This window comes from Nocardiopsis salina YIM 90010 (genome assembly GCF_000341025.1).
In the GTDB taxonomy this organism is placed as follows: domain Bacteria; phylum Actinomycetota; class Actinomycetes; order Streptosporangiales; family Streptosporangiaceae; genus Nocardiopsis; species Nocardiopsis salina.
The window spans coordinates 1-17591 of sequence record NZ_ANBF01000005.1 but is presented as its reverse complement, the minus strand read 5'-3'; the positions used below and the strand labels follow the sequence as shown (position 1 = coordinate 17591).

Here is a 17591-nt window from a genome sequence, read left to right as displayed (position 1 = left end):
GTAGCCGCGCTGGTCGGGGGCCACGACGCGGTAGCCGGCCCCGGCCAGGGCGGCGAACTGGTGGCGCCAGGAGTACCAGCTCTCGGGAAAGCCGTGCAGGAGTACCACCAGGGGGCCGCTGCCCTGCTCGGCCACGTGCAGGTCCACCCCGCCCACGTCGAGGGTGCTGTGTGTGATGCGGCTCGTGTCGCCCGTGCTCAACGCCCGATCCCTTCCTGTTGCGAGGGCCCTGCTGGTGCGGGGCCGTGCGGGCGAGCCTAGGGGCGCGCACCGCCGCGGCTGTGGCCGGGTCCGCACCGGCGCCAGGACCTGCAGCAGATCTGCGCGGGCCGGCTGCGCTGGAGCACCGGCCCCGGCGGGGTGTTCGTGGGCTTGCGCGGGGTCCTGCTGTGCCGGGTGTGGGCCGGCCGGCGCAGGGTGCGGGTGGCAGGTGCGGTGTGGGCGGGTAGGCCTTCCCCACAGCCGCCGGGCCCTGTTCGCGGGGCCGGGTGCCGATGCCGCCCCCGGGGAGGAAGCCATGTCGCAGCTGCCGATCGGTTACTGGCTCAAACACCTGGACCGGCTCATCGAGAACGACTTCGACCGGATCCTGGCGGCCGAGTCGCTGGGACGGCGCCACTGGCAGGTGCTGCACTCGCGGCACGGGGGCGGGGCGAGGGTGGCGGCGCTGGACGAGCGTCTGGCCCCGTTCCTGGACGAGGAGGAGGCCACGGTGGCGCCGGTGGCCGAGCAGCTGCGCGAGCGCGGCTGGGTGCAGGGGCAGGGGTCGCTGTCGCTGACCGAGGCGGGCACCCGCGCCCACGGCGAGCTCTTCGCGCGGGTGGAGCAGTCGCGACGCCGGCTGAGCGAGGGCATCAGCGAGCAGGAGTACCGGGCGGCGGTGAACGTGCTCGAGCGCATGTCGGCCAATCTGGAGAACCGCTGAGCCCCGCTCACAGGTGGGCGGTCAGGTCCTTGCTCATCTCCACGAAGGCCAGGTCGTCGCGTTTGGGTTCGCCGAAGGCCGGGTCGCCGTAGGGGAAGGGTTCGGTGCGCCCGGTGCTGGTGTAGCCGCGGCGTTCGTACCAGGCGATGAGCTCGCTGCGCTGGGCGATGACCATCATCCGCATCAGGGCTGAGCGCCACAGGCGGGCGGCGGTGCATTCGGCCTCGGCCAGCACGCGTTTGCCCAGCCCCCGGCCCTGGAAGGTGGGGGCCACCGAGAACATGCCGAAGTAGGTGCCGCCCACCCCGCGCTGGAGTTCGCAGCAGGCCACCAGGGTGCGGTCGGACTCGGCCAGCAGCACGGTGGTGTCGGGGCGGGCCACCAGCGTGCGTACGGCCGCGGCGTCGATGCGCTGTCCGCCGAGCAGGTCGGCCTCGGTGGTCCACCCCTGGCGCGAGCTCTGGCCCCGGTAGCAGGAGTTGACCAGCTCGGCCAGGGCCTGGGCGTCGGCGTCGGTGGCGGCGCGGTAGCTCAGCTCCAGCGGGGCCGCGCCCTCGGTCTCGGTACTGGTCAAAGAGGTCCCCTCCCCCCGTGAAGTCGGTGGCCAGGGTACCGGCCCGTGCGGTGCGCACCGGACACCGAGGGGCGGATCGGGCACCGGCGGGCGGGTGCGGGGTTTGCGAACCTCAGTCGCCGTCGCGGGAGAGGTGGTCCCCGATGCGGCGCAGAAAGGTACGCAGGCGCTGCTGCACGTCCTCGTCCCCGGTGACCAGGGGGGTCACGTCCAACTGCAGGGCGAGGCCGTCGACGTAGGTGTGCAGGTGTTCGGCCCACTCCTCCACCCGCAGGTCGGGGTGCGGGCGGCTGGGGTCCTGAAGGGGCGCGTGGGCCAGGGCGGCCACCAGTTGGCGGTAGAGCCTGCGCTGCTGGTCCCAGCGTTGCCGGCGGTGTGTGTCCTGTTCGCCGAGCTCGCCGGCGGCCTGCCAGGCGCGGTACTCGGCCCGGCGGGTGGCGTCCAGGGGCAGCAGCTGTTCGGCGAAGCCGGCCACGCGTTCGATGAGGTCGGGGTCGGCGTCGGGGGCGTGGGCGCGCCGGGCCTGCTCCTGTAGGCGCTGCCTGACGCGCTGTTCGGACAGCTCCATGGCAAAGAGCAGGAGTTCTTCGCGGGTCTGGAAGTAGTGGCGCAGCGCTCCGGCCGAGAGCCCGGCCTCGGCGGCCACCGAGCGGATGGACACGGCTGTGGTGCCCTGGTTGGCGATGACGCGCCACAGGGCCTGGGCCAGGTCGCGGCGGCGCTGTTGGTGGTCGACGATCTTGGGCACTCCCCTGTTTTAGCACAACCGTGTTGCTTTATTTAACACGAGCGGGTTATTTTATTTGACACATCCGTGCGAAAACCTGGAGGACGACATGCCCCCGCTCGAGACCCTGCTGCCGGTGGCCGGACTGGCCTTACTGGACACCCTGAGCCCCACGACCCTGGGGGTGAGCCTGTTCGTGCTGCTCAGCGGCGCACGCAAGGTGGGCCGACCACTGAGCGCCTACCTGGCCACCGTGGCCACCTTCTACTTCACCCTGGGGTGCGCCCTCATGCTCGGCCTGGGCGCCGCACTGGAGCGCGCCGGATCCCTGGCCGGCACCACCGCCGCCGGATGGGTCATGGTCGTGGTCGGCACAGGCCTGTTCGCCTACTCCTGGGTGATGCCGACCGGCCCCAAGGCCCAGCGCAGACCCGCCTCACTGCGCACCACCTCGATGGTCGCCCTCGGGCTGGCCACCGGCGCCCTGGAGGCCGGGACCGCCTTTCCCTACCTGGGCGCGATCGGCATCATTACCGCCGCCGAGCTCGCGCCCGCCGCATGGGTGCCCATGCTGGCCGCTTACAACCTGATGATGGTGCTGCCCCCGATCCTGCTCCACCTGGGCCACCGTGCTCTGGGTGCGCGCATGCGCCCGCGCCTGGAGCGCTGGCGCACCAAGATCGAGGGCGCCTCGCGCGAGGCGATGGCCTGGATCCTGGGCATCGTGGGTGTGCTGTTGCTGGTCAACGGCGCGCAGGCCGTCGGACCGTGGGAGCTGCTGGAGACCGTCGGGCCCTGAGGGGCTCTGCCGCCCGGATCACCGCCGCGGGTTGACCTCAACAAAACTTGAGGTTCTACGGTCGTGGCGACGACACCGAACGAGCGGCGGGACGAGCCCATGAGCATGGAAATGGCCGCGTGGAACACCATGTACCACGCCACACACGCCCAGGAGGACAGCCGCCCCTTCTCCGCGGCCACCCTCAAACGCATCGGCGCCTTCGCCCGGCCCCACACCAAACCCTTGATCTGGTTCCTGGCCCTGAGCGTGCTCACCGCCGCCCTGGCCGTGGCCTCACCCCTGTTGGCCGGGCAGGTCGTCGACGTCATCGTNGGGGCCTTCGCCGGCCTCATCGCCGCCGTGGCCCTGGCCGAGGCGGCCCTGGGACTGCTGGTGCGCTGGCTCTCCTCCCGCGTGGGCGAGGGCCTGATCGTGGACCTGCGCACCACCGTCTACGACCACGTGCAGCGCATGCCGGTGGCCTTCTTCACCCGCACCCGCACCGGCGCCCTGGTCAGCCGCCTCAACAACGACGTCATCGGCGCCCAACGCGCCTTCAGCGACGTGCTCTCGGGCATCATCAGCAACCTGGTCACCCTGCTGCTGGCGCTGGGCGTCATGTTCGCACTGTCCTGGCAGATCACCCTGATCACCCTGGTGCTGCTGCCGCTGTTCGTACTCCCGGCCCGGCGCATGGGCGCGCGCCTGGCCAAGATCGAACGCGAACGCACCGTGCACAACGCCGCCATGGGCACACAGATGACCGAACGCTTCTCCGCGCCCGGCGCCACGTTGGTCAAACTGTTCGGGCGCCCGCAGACGGAGTCGGCCGAGTTCGCCCGCCGCGCACAACGCGTGGGAGACATCGGGGTACGCACCGCCATGGTCCAGGAGGTCTTCTTCACCGCCCTGACCCTGGTCTCGGCCCTGGCCCTGGCCCTGGTCTACGGCCTGGGCGGCTTCTACGCCCTCTCGGGCAACCTGCAGGCCGGCACGGTGGTGTCCATGGGCATGCTGCTGACCCGGCTCTACGCCCCCCTGACCGAACTGGCCGGGGCCCGTGTGGAGATCATGAGCGCCCTGGTCAGCTTCAGCCGCGTCTTCGAGGTGCTGGACCTCGAGCCCCTGGTCGACGAGCGAAAGGACGCCCGCGATTTGCCCGAGGGCTCGCTCTCGCTGGAGTTCGACGGCGTCGACTTCACCTACCCCGGCGCCGAGCAGGTGTCGCTGGCCTCCCTGGAGGAGGTGGCCACCCTGGAGCACGTGCGCCCCACCCAGGTACTGCACGAGGTCTCCTTCCGCGTCGAGCCCGGACAGATGGTGGCGCTGGTGGGATCGTCCGGGGCGGGCAAGTCCACCATCGCCTCCCTGGCCCCGCGCCTGTACGACACCGACGCCGGAACCGTGCGCCTGGGCGGGCACGACGTACGCGAGCTGACCTTCCGGGCGCTGCGCTCGCGCATCGGGATGGTCACCCAGGACGGCCACCTCTTCCACGAGAGCATCCGCGCCAACCTGTCCCTGGCCGCACCCGAGGTCACCGACGTGCAGATCTGGCAGGCCCTGCAACGCGCCCGCCTGCACGATCTGGTCGCCTCGCTGCCCCAGGGGTTGGACACGGTCGTGGGCGAACGCGGCTACCGCTTCTCCGGGGGCGAGCGCCAGCGCCTGACCATCGCCCGCCTGCTGCTGGCCGACCCCGAGGTGGTGATCCTGGACGAGGCCACCTCGGCGCTGGACTCCACCTCCGAGCGGGCCGTGCAGGCCGCCCTGGACGAGGCCTTGGCCGGACGCACCTCCCTGGTCATCGCCCACCGGCTGTCCACGGTGCGGGCCGCCGACACCATCTGCGTGCTGGAGGGCGGGCGCATCGTCGAACGCGGGACCCACGCCGAACTGCTGGCCCTGCAGGGCCGCTACGCGCAGCTGTACCGCACCCAGTTCTCGGAGGATCAGACGAGCCAGGTCGGATCGGTCCTCTGACAGGCCGGGGCGGGTGCATGCGGGCGCATCCGCCCCGTCCCGGTCCCCCGGTGGCGCCACACCGGGGGACCGGGGCACGCGCGGGGGCTGCCACCCTGGAGGTATGCAGGCCTCGAGTGAACAGTTGACGCACCTGGCCGGGGTGTGGGCCCACGGATGGGCCCTGTCCCGCGGCGTCGCGCCCCCCACGGCCCTGGGCAGGGCCCACCGGCTGGAGGTGGGGCTGCCCCAGCACCGTGTGCGCTACGTGGTCTCCGGCGGCCGGGACCTGGCCTCGCACGCACCGGCCTGGAACGGGCCCGGAACCGTGGTCAAGGCGTTCCTGGCCAGGGACGAGACCGCGGCCGTACTGGGGCCGAGCTGGCGGGTGGGCGAGTGCGAGGCGTTGATGAGTACCGCCCTGCCCGGTCACACCGACCCTGCGCCCGAGCCCTACCGCATCCAGGTGCAGTCGCAAGGGGCCACCCACCGGGCACTGGCGCTGGCCCCCGACGGGCGGGCGGCCGCCGAGGCGTGGGCGGCCCTGCACCGGGGCCACGCCGTCTTCGACCGGGTCGTGACCGATCCCGAGCACCGTCGGCGCGGTCTGGGGCGGGCCCTGATGGGCGCCCTGGGGCGTATCTGCGCAGACCAGGGCGCCCACACCGGGGTACTGGTGGCCACCCAGGACGGGTGCGCCCTCTATGGCGCCCTGGGGTGGTCGGTGGTGTGCGAGGTGACCCCGGCGCTGCTGCCCGAGGGGGCGCTCACAGCTCCTTGACCAGGCGGGCGGGGTTGCCCGCGGCCACCACGTTCGCCGGTAGGTCCTTGGTCACCACCGAGCCGGCGCCCACGACGGTGTTGTGGCCGATGCTCACCCCGGGGCAGACGATGACGCCCCCGCCCAGCCACACGTTGTCGCCGATGGTGATGGGCTCGGCGCTCTCCCAGCCTTCCTTGCGCTCGGCCGGGTCCAGCGGGTGGGTGGGGGTGAGCAGCTGCACGCCCGGACCCACCTGCACGTACTCGCCCACGGTGATGGGGGCCACGTCCAGCATGACGGCGCCGCAGTTGACGAAGGTGTGCGCACCCNCCGCCAGCGGCGGGCGCACGTAGGCACCCTCGCCCACCGAGCCCACGAGCTCGCGCAGGGCCTGCAGGCGCGCCTCAGTGTCCACGGGGGTGTCGTTGAAGGCGCACGCGAGCTTCTCGGCCCTTTCCAGGTCGGCCTGGAGTTCGGGGTCGTCGGCCTTGTAGGGCTCCCCGGCGAGCATGCGTGCCTTCTGGCCGTGCATGGGCACATCCCTTCGTCGGTGCTGGGGTCACCGACGTTAGCGTTCGCAGGGCTCTGCTCGCGGGGCTTCGCGGCCCTCGCCCGTTATGGCGCGCGCCCCGATGGGCGCGCGCGGGGCGTGGAGCCCTTGGCCCTTGGCGGCCCGGTGCGATGTGCCGCGGCTCAGGGCACCGCCTCGGCCCGGCCCCTGGTGCGGTTCGAGCTGCGGAGCGTGCGGGGTTCGGGGCCGGCCTGGCTCAGCCGGTGGCGCAGTGATTGCAGCAGGTCCCGGCGCTGGGGCGGGTGGGCCGGTGGCACGAGCTCCGGCGGCGGTTGCGTGGTCGCCTTTCCCGCCTCCTGCAGGGATCGCTGGATCTGTTGGGCCAGGCCCGGGTCGGGGTGGGCGGGTTCGGGGTCAGGGACCGGTTCGGGCGCGGATGCTTGGTCCCCGCGCGTGCGGGGCGGGTTGGCGGGCGCCGGGACCGGGCTCTCGGGCGGGTCCTGGCCCGGGGCGCTGCGGCAGGGGCGCGAGCACACCCGGCAGGATCCACCGGGTTCGTTGCGCACCCCCGGGTGGTCGGGACAGGTGCGCGGGGACCTGCCCCGGGAATCCAGGTCGAACTCGGGCTCGTCCGTGACGGTGCCGGGGGCCCACTGCGCGGCGGGCCAGCTGGGCGGGGCCGGCCACAGGGGCTCGTGCACACCTTGGCCCAGGCGCCCTGCCAGGAACTGTTGAGCGCGCTTGAGCGAAGACAGGCGGCTCATGAGCCCGGGGAAGGGCCGGCGCAGCCGGTCGGCCCCGCCCAACAGGGCGCTGATCTGCTCGGTGGGCAACCCGGCTGCGGCCAGATCGTGTACGGCCCCGCGCAGCACCTGGCGGTCGGTGTGGGGGTTGGTGAGCAGGGCGTTGGGGATGCGTGCGATGAGCTCGAGCGGCCCGCCCCCGTTGTGGAGAAGTTCATAGGAGAGAGGTCTGTAGGTCGCTGTGACCCCTCGTGGTGCTCACAGTGAGCTGCCGTTACCTGCTCGGGCACATCTGACTGCTGTGTCCCGTTTCGCGGGGTCGGGGTCGGCTCGACCTCTCGGGGGCGGGGCACCAACGGCCCGGCCGACGGGCCGGGACGCTGCGCTGTGCTGGCGGGGGTCAGCGGTGGGCGTGTGGTCTCGTCCAGGGGCTGCTCCCCCAGGTCGCTGCGCACCTGATTGATCTGGGCCAGGGCGAGGGGGCTGTACTCGCGGGCGGGGATGCACAGCTCCAGTACCGCGGGCAGGTTGTCGGCCCTGCGCCGACCCGAGGCGAGGTCCTCGGCGAAGAATTCACGGGTGGCCTGCGGGCCGAGCTTGCGCACGATACCCGCCTGCAGAAGCTGACTCTGGCCGCGTTTGATGCTGCTGCGCGAGACGAAGCCTGAGGAGCGCTCCATCATCGTTTCCTGCAGCAGGTAGCACCAGCGCCCGTCGGCATCGCCGGCCTTGGCGATGGCCCGGGCCACGAGGAAGGCATTCATCGAAGGGAACAGGCCCGCGGTGAGCTGGTCGCAGACCCACAGGGCGGGCGCGAACCCGATCCCGGCCATCACGCCCCGGGGGCGTTGGCGCGCGGTGAAAGTTCCGGCCGAAATCCCGGTTTCGGATACCGGACGGGGGAGGGAAAGTGTAGACTCCACGAGTCGCCTTCCTGGTGTTCCTCAGGGAGGTGGCACGCCGAGGAACCTGTGGCCACAGGACTCGGCCAAACCCCGGACCGGTGTTGTCGCACCGGCCGGGGCTTTTTCTTGTCGCGGTCCACATTAGCGGCCCGAACAGCAGTTCGGAGCCGTTTTCACGGAGAAACTCCGCAGGTCAGGGCAGGTCGTCCACATTTTGCTGAAACAATCACCCTTGGTGTGGATGGTTCCTTTTCGGTTGAATGCCTTCCGGTGTCCCGTTGGTTGGCGACCCATCGCTGCGTGAGCGGGGCGGCTGGGGTGCGTTCGCCCCCCGTGTGCGGCGACTCAGCTGGACTGTGGTGGCTGCGACCGATCCCCCGCCAGGGTGGGCGACCCCTCGATGTTCAGACCTTCGGAGCGTGAGCGCAATCGCCTGCACCGGGCAGCTGGGACGAGTCGACCGAAACACCGCTCCCGGCCCCCTCGCAATCGCAGTATCGGGAGTAGAATCCCCCATGCCGCTTTCCTGGCATGCGCATGAAGGTGGCCAGGCCCTTGTTGGCTCAGGGGCCGGATTTTCTCTGCGTGCTGGTCGAGTCGTCCACATTCAGCAGAGAAATCACCTATAGTCCGATTCATTCTTCCTTGTCGTGAATGTATTCGGAGTCGGAGCCGGGAACGCACACCGTTCTGCTCGCGGCGATGAGTCTGCCGGTGCTCACGGGTCCACCCTGCAACAGCACACACCGATCCACAGGGAGCAACCCCATGGGCCTGATCGACATCGAACTCTTCGCCACCCTCGACCTGGTCGGGCAATCACCCGGCGGCCCCGACGAGGACCCGGTGGATTTTGCCTTCGGGGGCTGGCAGGCACCTCTGCTGGACGAGGTCGCCGGGGCCCAGGTCGAGGCCGCCTACGAGGGCACCGACGCCCTCCTGCTCGGGCGGCGCACCTACGACATCTTCGCCGCCTACTGGCCCCACTACCAGGGTGAGCAGGACAACGAGATCGCCGCGCTCTTCAACAGCATCCCCAAGTACGTGGCCTCCCGCGGCGAGCCTGACCTGAACTGGGCCCACTCCACGCAGCTGGGCCCGGACCTGGCCGGTGCGGTGCGCCAGGTCCGTGAGCGCCACAACCGGGTCAAGGTCGTTGGGAGCCTGAACCTGGTGCAGACCCTGCTGCGCGGGAAGCTCTTCGACCGCCTGGACCTGTGGGTGTATCCGATCGTGCTCGGCACCGGAAAGAAGGTCTTCGACGGCGGCGCGGTGCCCGCCAACCTCAGGCTCCTGCAAGCTCCGGCCGCAGGGCCCAAGGGTGCGGTGCACCTGCGCTACGGGCTCGTCGAGGGCGAGCCGGAGACCGGAGACATGGACGTGCCCGACCGCGGGGCCTGAACCACCCCTCTCCCCCGGCGCACCGGGTCCCGAGCGTCCCCGACGTAGAGAGCGGGGGCCTCGGATGCGTATTTGTCGCACCCGAGGCCCCGTTCCAGGAGCGGCCTGCACAGCTCAGCGCTGGGCCACGGCCTCCTCCACGGCGGCGGTGAAGTCGTAGAAGGTACTGGTCGGGGCACCGTTGTCGCCGATGAAGGCGTCGCGCTGGGCGCGGGTGATCTCCAACTGGACCCCCTCATCACGCGCGTTGCGGTTGGTGATGTTCTCGGGGCTCTCGCCCTTGAGGCCGTCGGGCACCTCCTCGGGGGCGGTGAAATCGGCCGCGCGCAGTTCCTCGCGCACGGCATCACGCAGGTCGGTGTCCAGCCCGCCCACGTAGGTCAGGGCCTCATCGCCCGCGGCCCCGTGCCAGGAGATGGTGTAGTCGGAGTCCTCGACGATGCCGAGGGTCAGGGGCTCGTCGAAATTGGTGGCGGTGATGTGCAGGACGCTGTTCCCGCTCGGCTTGATCCCGTCGAACGAGGCGAAGGCGTGCTCCCCGGACCGGGCAGCGTGGTCGGCCAGCTCGGTGGTGGGGTGTTCGATGCCGCCCCCGTGGATGGCGATGTGGGCGACGTCGGTTCCGCCGGCGCGTGTGGTGCGCCGGTAGTCGGTGCCCTCGACCTCGTTGGCGGCCAGCTCGGCNCGCCAGCCGGTGCCGCCGGGGCCAAGGGGATGGCCAGAAGGGCCGCGGCGGCCACGGTAGCGGTCCTGGAACCCATGTGTGTCCCTTCATCCGGGGTGTCGACGCAGGGCATGCTACGCCGGTCGGGCCGCGCATCCGGGTCCCTCTCCACGCAACCCGCCGCCCGGCCCGTCCACCGCCCCAGGAAGGTGCGCAGGTGGCGCGCGGTCAGGGTCCGGCCCTGCTCGACGAGCTCGGCGGGGCTGCCCTCGAAGACCATCCGGCCACCCTGGCCGGGCCCCGCTCGCGGCAGGCCTTACACCCATCCGCACGCGCGCAGCGCCAGCAACAGCAGCGCGGTCAGCGCGATCGAGGTCAACAGTGAGCCCGCGCAGCCCATCCGCGAGTTGTAGAAGAAGAACACCTGCGCTCCCCTCGTTCGGCGCCGGGGCCCGTGTGCGCCCAGTATGCCCCCGTGGTGCAACACCCGGGCCGGGGCGACCGGGTGTGGCCACGGCGCACCGAGCTCACACCGCCCGCGCCAGGGTGATGATCTCCGGGCAGGTGTCGGTGAGCGGGCTGCGGTCCCAGTCTCCGTACTGGGCCTGCACCTCGAACCCGGCCCCGGCCAGCAGCGCGTTCACCGTCCGAGCCTCGGGAAAGCGCAGCGTGCTGCGGCTGTGGCCCGGATCGGCCCACCCCTGGATGCCGTAGGCGGTGGAGAAGGTGACCAGGTCCCCCTCGACGCTCTCCAGGGTGTGCACCGACCACGCCCGGCGCCCGTCGGGGGCCCGCACCCGGTACTCGTGCTCGGACGTCCAGCGCTGCCAGGCGCGTGCGGCCGGATTGCGGGTCTCGAACGCCAGCAGGCCTCCGGAACGCAGTGCGCGCCGCGCCCCGGCCAGGTTGGCCCGGGTCTGCTCGTCGGTGAGAAAGACCTGGAAGGCTTGCCCGGACATCGTGACCAGGTCGAACTCGCCCTCGAAGGGGCCGCCCGCCAGGTCGCCCAGGGTCCACTCGATGTCGGCGCGCTCGGCACGGCCCACATTGAGCATGGCACCGGCCGGGTCCAGGCCCACCAGGCGTCCGCGGTGTCCGTGCTCGCGCGCGATACGGTGCAGTTTCCCGGTTCCGCACCCCACGTCCAGGGCGTCGCCGGCGGCCATGACCAACTCGAGGTAGAAGGGGTCCTGGGGTGAGCAGTTCCAGGCGTTGAAGACGTCGTAGAGCGCGGCCAGGTCCGGGTTGCTGTAGTGCGCATCGACCATCGCACCATCCTCGTGCGGCGCCCGCCCCCCTGTCACCCGGTTTTCGCCCGCCCCTTGCCCGGCCCGGGGGTCTGGGCCAGGGTCGAGGACATGGCACTTCCCGGCTCTGCCGAGCAGCCCTTCGACGTCGAGGCCTTCCTCGCGCGCCCCCTGGTGGCCCGCGTGGCCACCGCCGCCTCCGACGGCGCGCCCACGGTGCGGCCGGTCTGGTTCCTGTGGGAGGACGGCGCCCTGTGGTGGATCACCGGTTCCTACTCGGTGGTGAGCAAGCACCTGGAAGCCGATCCGCGCGTGAGCGTGGTCGTGGACACCTGCGACCTGCAGTCCCTGGAGTTCCTCCAGGTCCTCATGCACGGGCGCGCCCAGGTCGTGCCCTACGACCAGGACCTGGCCCGCCGCAAGCTGCGCCCCTATCTGGGCGAGGACGAGGCCGCCTGGCCAACCGACTTCACCGGCCTCGCTGCCGACGCCCGACTGGTCAGGTTCACACCCCACCGCACCGTGGTCCGCGACCTTTCCAAGACCCGGCCCTGAGGACGGCCCGCACACACCAAGGGCGGAGCGCCCCGGCTCCCGAGCACCCCGCCCCCCACGCGACCGGTCAGATCAGGCCCTGGGCCAGCATCGCGTCACCGACCCGCTCGAAACCGGCCACGTTCGCACCCAGGACGTAGTCGCCCGGGGCACCGAAACGCTCGGCCGCCTCCTCGCACCGGTCGTGGATGCCGGCCATGGTCTCGGCCAGCTCCGCCTCGGCGTGGTCGAACGACCACGAGGTGCGCCGCGCGTTCTGGCGCATCTCCAGCACACTGGTGGCCACACCGCCGGCGTTGGCGGCCTTGCCCGGCCCGAACAGCACGCCGGCCTCGCGCAGCACCGACACCGCCTCGGGCGTGGTGGGCATGTTGGCGCCCTCGGCGACGGCCACGACCCCGTTGTCGACCAGGGTGCGGGCCGCCTGCTCATCCAGTTCGTTCTGCGTGGCCGAGGGCAGCGCCACGTCGCAGGGCACGTCCCACACGCTGCCGCCCTCGACGAAGTGCGCGCTGCCGCCGCGGCGCTCGGCGTAGACGTCGATGCGCTTGCGCTCGGCCTCCTTGACCTGCTTGAGCAGCTCCAGGTCCAGACCCTTGTCGTCGACCACGTAACCGCTGGAGTCCGAGCACGCCACCACCGTGGCGCCCAGCTGCTGGGCCCGCTGGATCGAGTACAGGGCCACGTTGCCCGCACCCGAGACGGTCACGCGGCGCCCGTCCAGGTCCTTGCCGTTGCGCTCGAGCATGCGCTGGGTGAACAGCACCGTTCCGTACCCGGTGGCCTCGGTGCGCACCCGCGAGCCGCCCCACTCCGGTCCCTTACCGGTCAGCACCCCGGCCTCCCACCGGTTGGCCAGGCGCCGGTACTGGCCGAACAGGTAGCCGATCTCGCGTGTGCCCACGCCGATGTCGCCGGCCGGTACGTCGGTGTGCTCGCCCAGGTGCCGGTGCAGCTCGGTCATGAACGACTGGCAGAAGCGCTCGATCTCGCGCTCGGAACGCCCCTTGGGGTCGAAGTCGCTGCCGCCCTTGGCACCACCGATGTTCATCCCCGTCAGGGCGTTCTTGAAGATCTGCTCGAACCCGAGGAACTTGATCACGCCCAGGTTCACGCTCGGGTGGAAACGCAGACCCCCCTTGTAGGGGCCCAGGGCGCTGTTGAACTCCACCCGGAAACCGCGGTTGATGTGCACGTTGCCGTCGTCGTCGCGCCAAGGCACGCGGAAGATGATCTGGCGCTCGGGCTCGCACAGGCGCTCCAGCACCCGCTGGTCGGCGTACTCGGGGTGGCGCTCCAGGGCCGGCGAGAGGCTGTCGAGCACCTCCAGCACCGCCTGTTGGAACTCGGGCTCATCGGGGTTGCGCCGTACGACGTGTTCGTAGGCCGAGCGCACACCGGGGTGGTGATTGAGCAGGTCGGACTCACTGGCCATGGAGTTACCAGGTCCTTTCATGTGGCTGTTGTCGCTGTGCACCACGCCGTTGTGGCCGACCCGAAACACACACGTGTGTCGGGTGCGTTTCGGGAAGTTTGCCCCGACGCTACACCTCCAATCCGCGGACCCCTCGAGCGCGTGGCCACACCAGGGCGAAACTTCCTGCGGCACGGGCACGCCCCACCCTTGACCCCGGTGGACGGGTGGGCGAGGTGCCTGCGGCCCCGTGCGATGCCCACAGGGGCTTGCGTGGCCTCGGGGAACCGGGCTCCACCACCTCAAGGCACCGGTTCGAGCAGACCCATGGTGCCGGCCCCGTCCGTGCGCCCGTCGCCCCGCTCACCCGAAACACACGCGCACCGGCCTGAAGAACGCTTCCCACCGGGCCTACTGTTCGAGGCAGCGACCTCGTGTGCGCACCGACGGCCGGGCCGACACCCGTGCATGCCCTGCCGGGTTCGACCGAGGACGTGCAGCGCCGGCGCGGGCCCGGCCGCGCCCGGACAACAGGCGCGCTACACATACACCCCAAGCGAAACTTGCCCCTTTTTGCAAGGGCACAAGATTTTGGACGTACCATCATCAAAGACCCGCGCCCACACGACGCCGTGCTCACCCCGCACCCTCGACCGTGCTCAACAGGCCAACTCCTGCTAGCGTGCGGATCGCGAACTACGGGACGATTTAGGAGACCTGAACATGGTCCAACAGAGCCGCGAGCAGTGGGGAACGCGCGCGGGCTTCCTGATGGCCGCCATCGGCTCGGCCATCGGGCTGGGAAACATCTGGCGATTCCCCTACATCGCCTATGACAACGGGGGCGGCGCCTTCCTGCTGCCCTACCTCATCGCCCTGCTGAGCGCGGGCATCCCCCTGCTGATCCTCGAATACACCATCGGTCACCGCTACCGCTCCTCGGCGCCGCTGTCCTACCGCCGCGTAGCGCGCCCGGCCGAGGCCGTGGGTTGGTGGCAGGTGGGCGTGTGCTTCGTCGTGGCCGTCTACTACGCCGTCATCGTGGCCTGGGCGGTGCGCTACACCTGGTTCTCGGTGGGACAGCAGTGGGGCGATGACCCCGACGGCTTCTTCAACAACGACTTCCTCGAGGTCGCCGACAGCCCCGGCATGGTCTCCGGTTACGTCTCCGGCGTGGCCTGGCCCCTGATCGGCGTGTGGCTGATCGTCCTGGTCGTGCTGGCCCTGGGCGTGCGCAACGGCATCGAGAAGGCCAACAAGATCTTCATCCCGCTGCTGGTCGTGCTCTTCCTGATCCTGGTCGTGCAGGCCCTGACCCTCGAAGGCGCCGCAACCGGCCTCAACGCCCTGTTCACCCCCGACTGGGGCGCGATGCTCGACGGCGGGGTCTGGATCGCCGCCTACGGACAGATCTTCTTCTCCCTGTCCATCGGCTTCGGCATCATGGTCACCTACGCCTCCTACCTCAAGCGCAAGGCCGACCTGACCGGCACCGCGGTCACCGCGGGCTTTGCCAACAGCTCCTTCGAGCTGCTGGCCGGCATCGGCGTCTTCGCCGCCCTGGGCTTCATGGCCACCACCGCCGGCACCAGCGTGGACACCGTCGTCGAGTCCGGCATCGGGCTGGCCTTCGTGGCCTTCCCCCAGATCATCTCCAGCCTGCCCGTGGGCGCAGCGCTCTTCGGCGTGCTCTTCTTCGTCTCGCTGGCCATCGCCGGTGTGAGCTCGCTGATCAGCATCGTGCAGGTGATCGTCTCGGCCGTGCAGGACCGCACCGGCCTGGGCCGGGTGCAGACGGTCGCGCTCGTGGGCGGGGCCACCGCCCTGGCCTCGATCCTGCTCTTTCCCACCCACGAGGGCCTGTACATCCTCGACGCCTTCGACCACTTCATCAACCAGTACGGCATCGCACTGGCCGGCCTGGTCATGATCATCGTCTTCGCCTGGGTGCTGCGCCGCCTGCCCTTCTTCCAGCGCCACGCCAACGAGGTCTCCCTCGTGCGGCTGGGCACCTGGTGGCGGGTGGCCCTGGGCATCATCACCCCGGTGCTGCTGGGCTTGATGATGTTCGACAGCCTGCGCACCGAACTCACCCAGAACTACGAGGACTACCCCGACAGCTTCCTGTTGGTGGCCGGGTGGGGCGTGGCCATCGGCGCCATCGTCTTCGGTGTCGTGATGTCCCTGCTGCCCTGGAAGCGGGCCGACCGCATCGCCGCCTCCGACGCCCAGGACGAGTCGGCCGACAACGAGCAGGACGAGGAGGAGCGCCGATGAGCACCAGCGCGATCGTCATGATGATCGTCTCCATGGTCGTGCTCTGGGGCGGACTGGTGGCAGCCGCCACCCACCTGATCCGCAACCCCGAAGAGCCCGACGACAGCTGACCTGCAGCACCCTCACAGCAAGCCGCCCGTGCGCCGCCAGGCCGCGGGCGGCTTCGTCGTGCACACACCGGCCCCATACCGGGGGCGGTATGTTGGGCAGCCAGGAGAGGAGAAGCCAATGCAGATGAAACCCGAGATGGTCGGTGACAGCCTGACCCGCCTGCGCCGGGCCCACGGCCAGCTCTCGGCGGTGATCCACATGATCGAACAGGGCGAGGAGTGCGCCGAGGTCCTCACCCAGCTCGCCGCGGTCTCCCGGGCCCTGGACCGCGCCGGCTTCAAGATCGTGTCCAGCGGTATGCGACACTGCACCACCGCCCGCGCCAACGGCGAAGAACCACCCATGACCGAGCAGGAACTGGAAAAGCTCTTCCTCGCCCTGGCCTGAACCCCTCCTGCCCCCGCACACACCAGGGCCCGGCCGGAGCCCTGCCCCGGCCGGGCCGCTGCCACCGCCCGGCAGGAGTCGCACCCGGGCAGCGCTCCTCTACCCCTTGGCGAACTCGGCGACGATGCGCTCGCAGAACGCGGGCAGGTCATCGGGGTTGCGGCTGGTGGTGATGCCCTGGTCGGTGACCACCTTCTCCTCCACGACCGTGCCGCCGGCGTTGGCGATATCGGTACGGATACTGGGATAGGAGGTCACGGTGCGTCCGCGCACCACGTCGGCCTCCACCAGGATCCAGGGCCCGTGGCAGATCGCCGCCACCGGCCTGTTCCCGTCCACGAAAGCGCGCACGAACCGCACCGCATCGGCATCCACCCGCAACTGGTCGGGGTTGATCGTGCCGCCGGGCACCACCAACGCGTCGTAGTCGCCGGACTCGACCTCGGAGACCTCACGGTCCACGTCGAAGCGGTCGGCGGGTTCGATGTCGCCGTTCATGGACTGGATCTGCCCGCCGTGTGTGGAGACCAGCTCCACGTCCGCCCCGGCGTCCTGAAGCGCCTTCCTGGGCTGGACGAGCTCGATCCTCTCGACGCCGTCCGCTGCCAGGACCGCGACCTTGCGTCCGTTCAGTTCCCCGGCCATGACGGCCTCCTTCCTCGAGGTGCTCTCCCCGGCGCCCCTACCCGCCCGGGCCCCGGGCCTCACACCCGTTCACCCAGGTGAGGTGCAACACCGAAGGACGAGGCCCGCCCCGCGCCAGCGCCCCGTACCGCGTTGCCGGCCCGCTCAGAAGACCTTGCCCGGGTTGAACACCCCCGCCGGGTCCAGGGCCTGCTTCAGCGCCCGGTGCATCTGCAGCACCTGCGGGCCCAGCTCCCGCGCCGCCCCGGGCATCTTGAGCAGGCCCACCCCGTGCTCGCCGGTGACCGTGCCGCCCAGCTCCAGGGCGTGGTCCACGATCACCTCGAAGGCCTCCTGCGCCCGCTCCTTGGCCCCGGCGTCATCGGCCGGGACGATGAACAGCGGGTGCAGGTTGCCGTCGCCGGCGTGGGCGATGTTGCCGATGTGGGTGTCGAAGCGGCGCGCGGCCTCCTCGATGCGCCCCAGCATCTGCGGAACGCTGCCCTTGGGCACGCACACGTCCTCGGTCAGCAGCGGCCCCAACCGCTCCAGCGCCGGATATGCCAGACGGCGGGCCTCGAACAGCGCCTCGGCCTCCTCCTGATCGGTGGAGCGCACCGCGTGGACCGCGCCCTGGCCCTCGAAGCAGGCCTGGATCTGCCCGGCCTCCTGCTCACCCGCGGCCCCGGGAAGGTCGCTGCGCGCCAACAGCAGCACCTCACCCTCGGCCGACAGGCCCATGTTCTTCCACTCGTCGACCGCCTGCAGGCAGAACCGGTCGATCAGCTCCAGGGCCGAGGGCACGATCCCGGCCGCCGAGACCGCCGCCACCGCGCTCCCGGCCTCGACCAGGGAGTCGAAGGAGCCCACCACGGTGTGCTCCACACCGGTGCGCAACGGCACCAGGCGCAGCGTGACCTCGGTGACCAGACCGAGCGTGCCCTCGGAGCCGACCATGAGCCCGGCCAGGTCGTAGCCGGTCACCCCCTTGGCGGTCCTGCGCCCCAGCCGCACGACCTG

The 17591-nt window shown here is 70.8% G+C and carries 19 protein-coding genes and 1 pseudogene (2 of these 20 only partly in view); 9 read left to right on the top strand and 11 right to left on the bottom strand.

The genetic code is table 11. The features are described 5' to 3' along the window. A pseudogene (locus D474_RS27220) lies at positions 1 to 54 on the bottom strand (alpha/beta fold hydrolase); its annotated part reaches 754 nt to the left of the window's first position; the annotation flags it as partial. Then, positions 1 to 519, bottom strand: partial view of an alpha/beta fold hydrolase gene (locus D474_RS33075; protein WP_239646968.1) — the 5' portion only. Its footprint begins 51 nt before the window's first position; only the first 519 of its 570 coding nucleotides appear in the window; its start codon is at positions 517 to 519; its stop codon lies off the left edge, out of view. The pseudogene D474_RS27220 and the gene D474_RS33075, both read right to left, overlap by 105 nt. On the opposite strand from D474_RS33075, the gene D474_RS0100670 reads away from it, so the two are divergent. Continuing rightward, positions 518 to 925 carry a MarR family winged helix-turn-helix transcriptional regulator gene (locus D474_RS0100670; protein WP_017611676.1) on the top strand — a complete coding sequence of 136 codons (408 nt, stop codon included), beginning with the start codon at positions 518 to 520 and terminating at the stop codon, positions 923 to 925. The two genes, D474_RS33075 and D474_RS0100670, sit on opposite strands and share 2 nt — an antisense overlap. Positions 926 to 932: 7 nt before the next feature. Here the strand turns inward: D474_RS0100670 and D474_RS0100665 are convergent, their stop codons facing one another. Further along, complete coding sequence (locus D474_RS0100665; protein ID WP_017611675.1) at positions 933 to 1499, bottom strand: GNAT family N-acetyltransferase; 567 nt, start codon at positions 1497 to 1499, stop codon at positions 933 to 935. Positions 1500 to 1611: 112 nt separating this feature from the next. Next, positions 1612 to 2247: a TetR/AcrR family transcriptional regulator gene (locus tag D474_RS0100660; RefSeq protein ID WP_017611674.1), complete on the bottom strand. Its 636-nt coding sequence runs from the start codon at positions 2245 to 2247 to the stop codon at positions 1612 to 1614. Between the two features lie 88 nt (positions 2248 to 2335). On the opposite strand from D474_RS0100660, the gene D474_RS0100655 reads away from it, so the two are divergent. The 3 genes from D474_RS0100655 to D474_RS0100645 all read left to right on the top strand — a co-directional run bounded on the left by D474_RS0100655 (position 2336) and on the right by D474_RS0100645 (position 5750). After that, on the top strand, positions 2336 to 3025 hold the full coding sequence (locus tag D474_RS0100655; protein WP_017611673.1) for a GAP family protein: 690 nt from the start codon (positions 2336 to 2338) through the stop codon (positions 3023 to 3025). Between the two features lie 111 nt (positions 3026 to 3136). After that, positions 3137 to 4990 carry an ABC transporter ATP-binding protein gene (locus tag D474_RS0100650; RefSeq protein WP_017611672.1) on the top strand — a complete coding sequence of 618 codons (1854 nt, stop codon included), beginning with the start codon at positions 3137 to 3139 and terminating at the stop codon, positions 4988 to 4990. Between the two features lie 103 nt (positions 4991 to 5093). Next, positions 5094 to 5750: a GNAT family N-acetyltransferase gene (locus D474_RS0100645; RefSeq protein ID WP_017611671.1), complete on the top strand. Its 657-nt coding sequence runs from the start codon at positions 5094 to 5096 to the stop codon at positions 5748 to 5750. Here D474_RS0100645 and D474_RS0100640 read toward each other — a convergent pair. Both D474_RS0100640 and D474_RS27215 read right to left on the bottom strand, forming a co-directional pair. Then, the gene (locus D474_RS0100640; RefSeq protein ID WP_017611670.1) at positions 5737 to 6264 is read right to left on the bottom strand and encodes a sugar O-acetyltransferase; all 528 of its coding nucleotides are present in this window, start codon (positions 6262 to 6264) and stop codon (positions 5737 to 5739) included. The genes D474_RS0100645 and D474_RS0100640 overlap by 14 nt on opposite strands. Before the next feature lie 161 nt (positions 6265 to 6425). After that, complete coding sequence (locus D474_RS27215; protein ID WP_051050898.1) at positions 6426 to 7115, bottom strand: hypothetical protein; 690 nt, start codon at positions 7113 to 7115, stop codon at positions 6426 to 6428. Between the two features lie 1544 nt (positions 7116 to 8659). Here D474_RS27215 and D474_RS0100630 point away from each other — a divergent pair. Beyond that, the gene (locus D474_RS0100630) at positions 8660 to 9292 is read left to right on the top strand and encodes a dihydrofolate reductase family protein (protein WP_017611669.1); all 633 of its coding nucleotides are present in this window, start codon (positions 8660 to 8662) and stop codon (positions 9290 to 9292) included. Positions 9293 to 9406: 114 nt separating this feature from the next. On the opposite strand, the gene D474_RS30725 is transcribed toward D474_RS0100630, so the two are convergent. Both D474_RS30725 and D474_RS0100615 read right to left on the bottom strand, forming a co-directional pair. Further along, positions 9407 to 9970: a poly-gamma-glutamate hydrolase family protein gene (locus D474_RS30725; protein ID WP_040702855.1), complete on the bottom strand. Its 564-nt coding sequence runs from the start codon at positions 9968 to 9970 to the stop codon at positions 9407 to 9409. 513 nt (positions 9971 to 10483) lie between these two features. Next, positions 10484 to 11224, bottom strand: a complete 741-nt coding sequence (locus tag D474_RS0100615; protein WP_017611665.1) for a class I SAM-dependent methyltransferase — start codon at positions 11222 to 11224, stop codon at positions 10484 to 10486. 90 nt (positions 11225 to 11314) lie between these two features. On the opposite strand from D474_RS0100615, the gene D474_RS0100610 reads away from it, so the two are divergent. Next, positions 11315 to 11758: a pyridoxamine 5'-phosphate oxidase family protein gene (locus tag D474_RS0100610; protein WP_026118049.1), complete on the top strand. Its 444-nt coding sequence runs from the start codon at positions 11315 to 11317 to the stop codon at positions 11756 to 11758. A gap of 67 nt (positions 11759 to 11825) precedes the next feature. On the opposite strand, the gene gdhA is transcribed toward D474_RS0100610, so the two are convergent. Beyond that, positions 11826 to 13193, bottom strand: coding sequence for an NADP-specific glutamate dehydrogenase (gene gdhA, locus D474_RS0100605; protein WP_017611663.1), 1368 nt, complete (start codon positions 13191 to 13193; stop codon positions 11826 to 11828). A gap of 702 nt (positions 13194 to 13895) precedes the next feature. Between gdhA and D474_RS0100600 the strand changes: the two genes are divergently transcribed. The 3 genes from D474_RS0100600 to D474_RS0100590 all read left to right on the top strand — a co-directional run bounded on the left by D474_RS0100600 (position 13896) and on the right by D474_RS0100590 (position 15947). Beyond that, positions 13896 to 15449 (top strand): sodium-dependent transporter, encoded by a 1554-nt coding sequence (locus D474_RS0100600; RefSeq protein WP_017611662.1) that lies wholly within the window; start codon positions 13896 to 13898, stop codon positions 15447 to 15449. After that, positions 15446 to 15559, top strand: a complete 114-nt coding sequence (locus D474_RS30720; protein WP_017611661.1) for a methionine/alanine import family NSS transporter small subunit — start codon at positions 15446 to 15448, stop codon at positions 15557 to 15559. The genes D474_RS0100600 and D474_RS30720 overlap by 4 nt, the downstream gene beginning before the upstream one ends. 118 nt (positions 15560 to 15677) lie before the next feature. Further along, on the top strand, positions 15678 to 15947 hold the full coding sequence (locus D474_RS0100590) for a metal-sensitive transcriptional regulator (protein WP_017611660.1): 270 nt from the start codon (positions 15678 to 15680) through the stop codon (positions 15945 to 15947). 99 nt (positions 15948 to 16046) lie between these two features. Here the strand turns inward: D474_RS0100590 and D474_RS0100585 are convergent, their stop codons facing one another. Continuing rightward, on the bottom strand, positions 16047 to 16592 hold the full coding sequence (locus D474_RS0100585) for a type 1 glutamine amidotransferase domain-containing protein (protein WP_017611659.1): 546 nt from the start codon (positions 16590 to 16592) through the stop codon (positions 16047 to 16049). Between the two features lie 144 nt (positions 16593 to 16736). Continuing rightward, positions 16737 to 17591, bottom strand: an 855-nt coding sequence (locus tag D474_RS0100580; protein ID WP_017611658.1) for an FAD-binding oxidoreductase, incomplete at its 5' end; no start/stop codon positions are given.

Coding starts and splice junctions, on each gene's coding strand:
- D474_RS0100670 (WP_017611676.1), top strand. CDS start 518: ATGTCGCAGCTGCCGATCGGTTACTGGCTCAAACACCTGGACCGGCTC.
- D474_RS0100655 (WP_017611673.1), top strand. CDS start 2,336: ATGCCCCCGCTCGAGACCCTGCTGCCGGTGGCCGGACTGGCCTTACTG.
- D474_RS0100645 (WP_017611671.1), top strand. CDS start 5,094: ATGCAGGCCTCGAGTGAACAGTTGACGCACCTGGCCGGGGTGTGGGCC.
- D474_RS0100630 (WP_017611669.1), top strand. CDS start 8,660: ATGGGCCTGATCGACATCGAACTCTTCGCCACCCTCGACCTGGTCGGG.
- D474_RS0100615 (WP_017611665.1), bottom strand. CDS start 11,224: ATGGTCGATGCGCACTACAGCAACCCGGACCTGGCCGCGCTCTACGAC.
- D474_RS0100610 (WP_026118049.1), top strand. CDS start 11,315: ATGGCACTTCCCGGCTCTGCCGAGCAGCCCTTCGACGTCGAGGCCTTC.
- gdhA (WP_017611663.1), bottom strand. CDS start 13,193: ATGGCCAGTGAGTCCGACCTGCTCAATCACCACCCCGGTGTGCGCTCG.
- D474_RS0100600 (WP_017611662.1), top strand. CDS start 13,896: ATGGTCCAACAGAGCCGCGAGCAGTGGGGAACGCGCGCGGGCTTCCTG.
- D474_RS30720 (WP_017611661.1), top strand. CDS start 15,446: ATGAGCACCAGCGCGATCGTCATGATGATCGTCTCCATGGTCGTGCTC.
- D474_RS0100590 (WP_017611660.1), top strand. CDS start 15,678: ATGCAGATGAAACCCGAGATGGTCGGTGACAGCCTGACCCGCCTGCGC.
- D474_RS0100585 (WP_017611659.1), bottom strand. CDS start 16,592: ATGGCCGGGGAACTGAACGGACGCAAGGTCGCGGTCCTGGCAGCGGAC.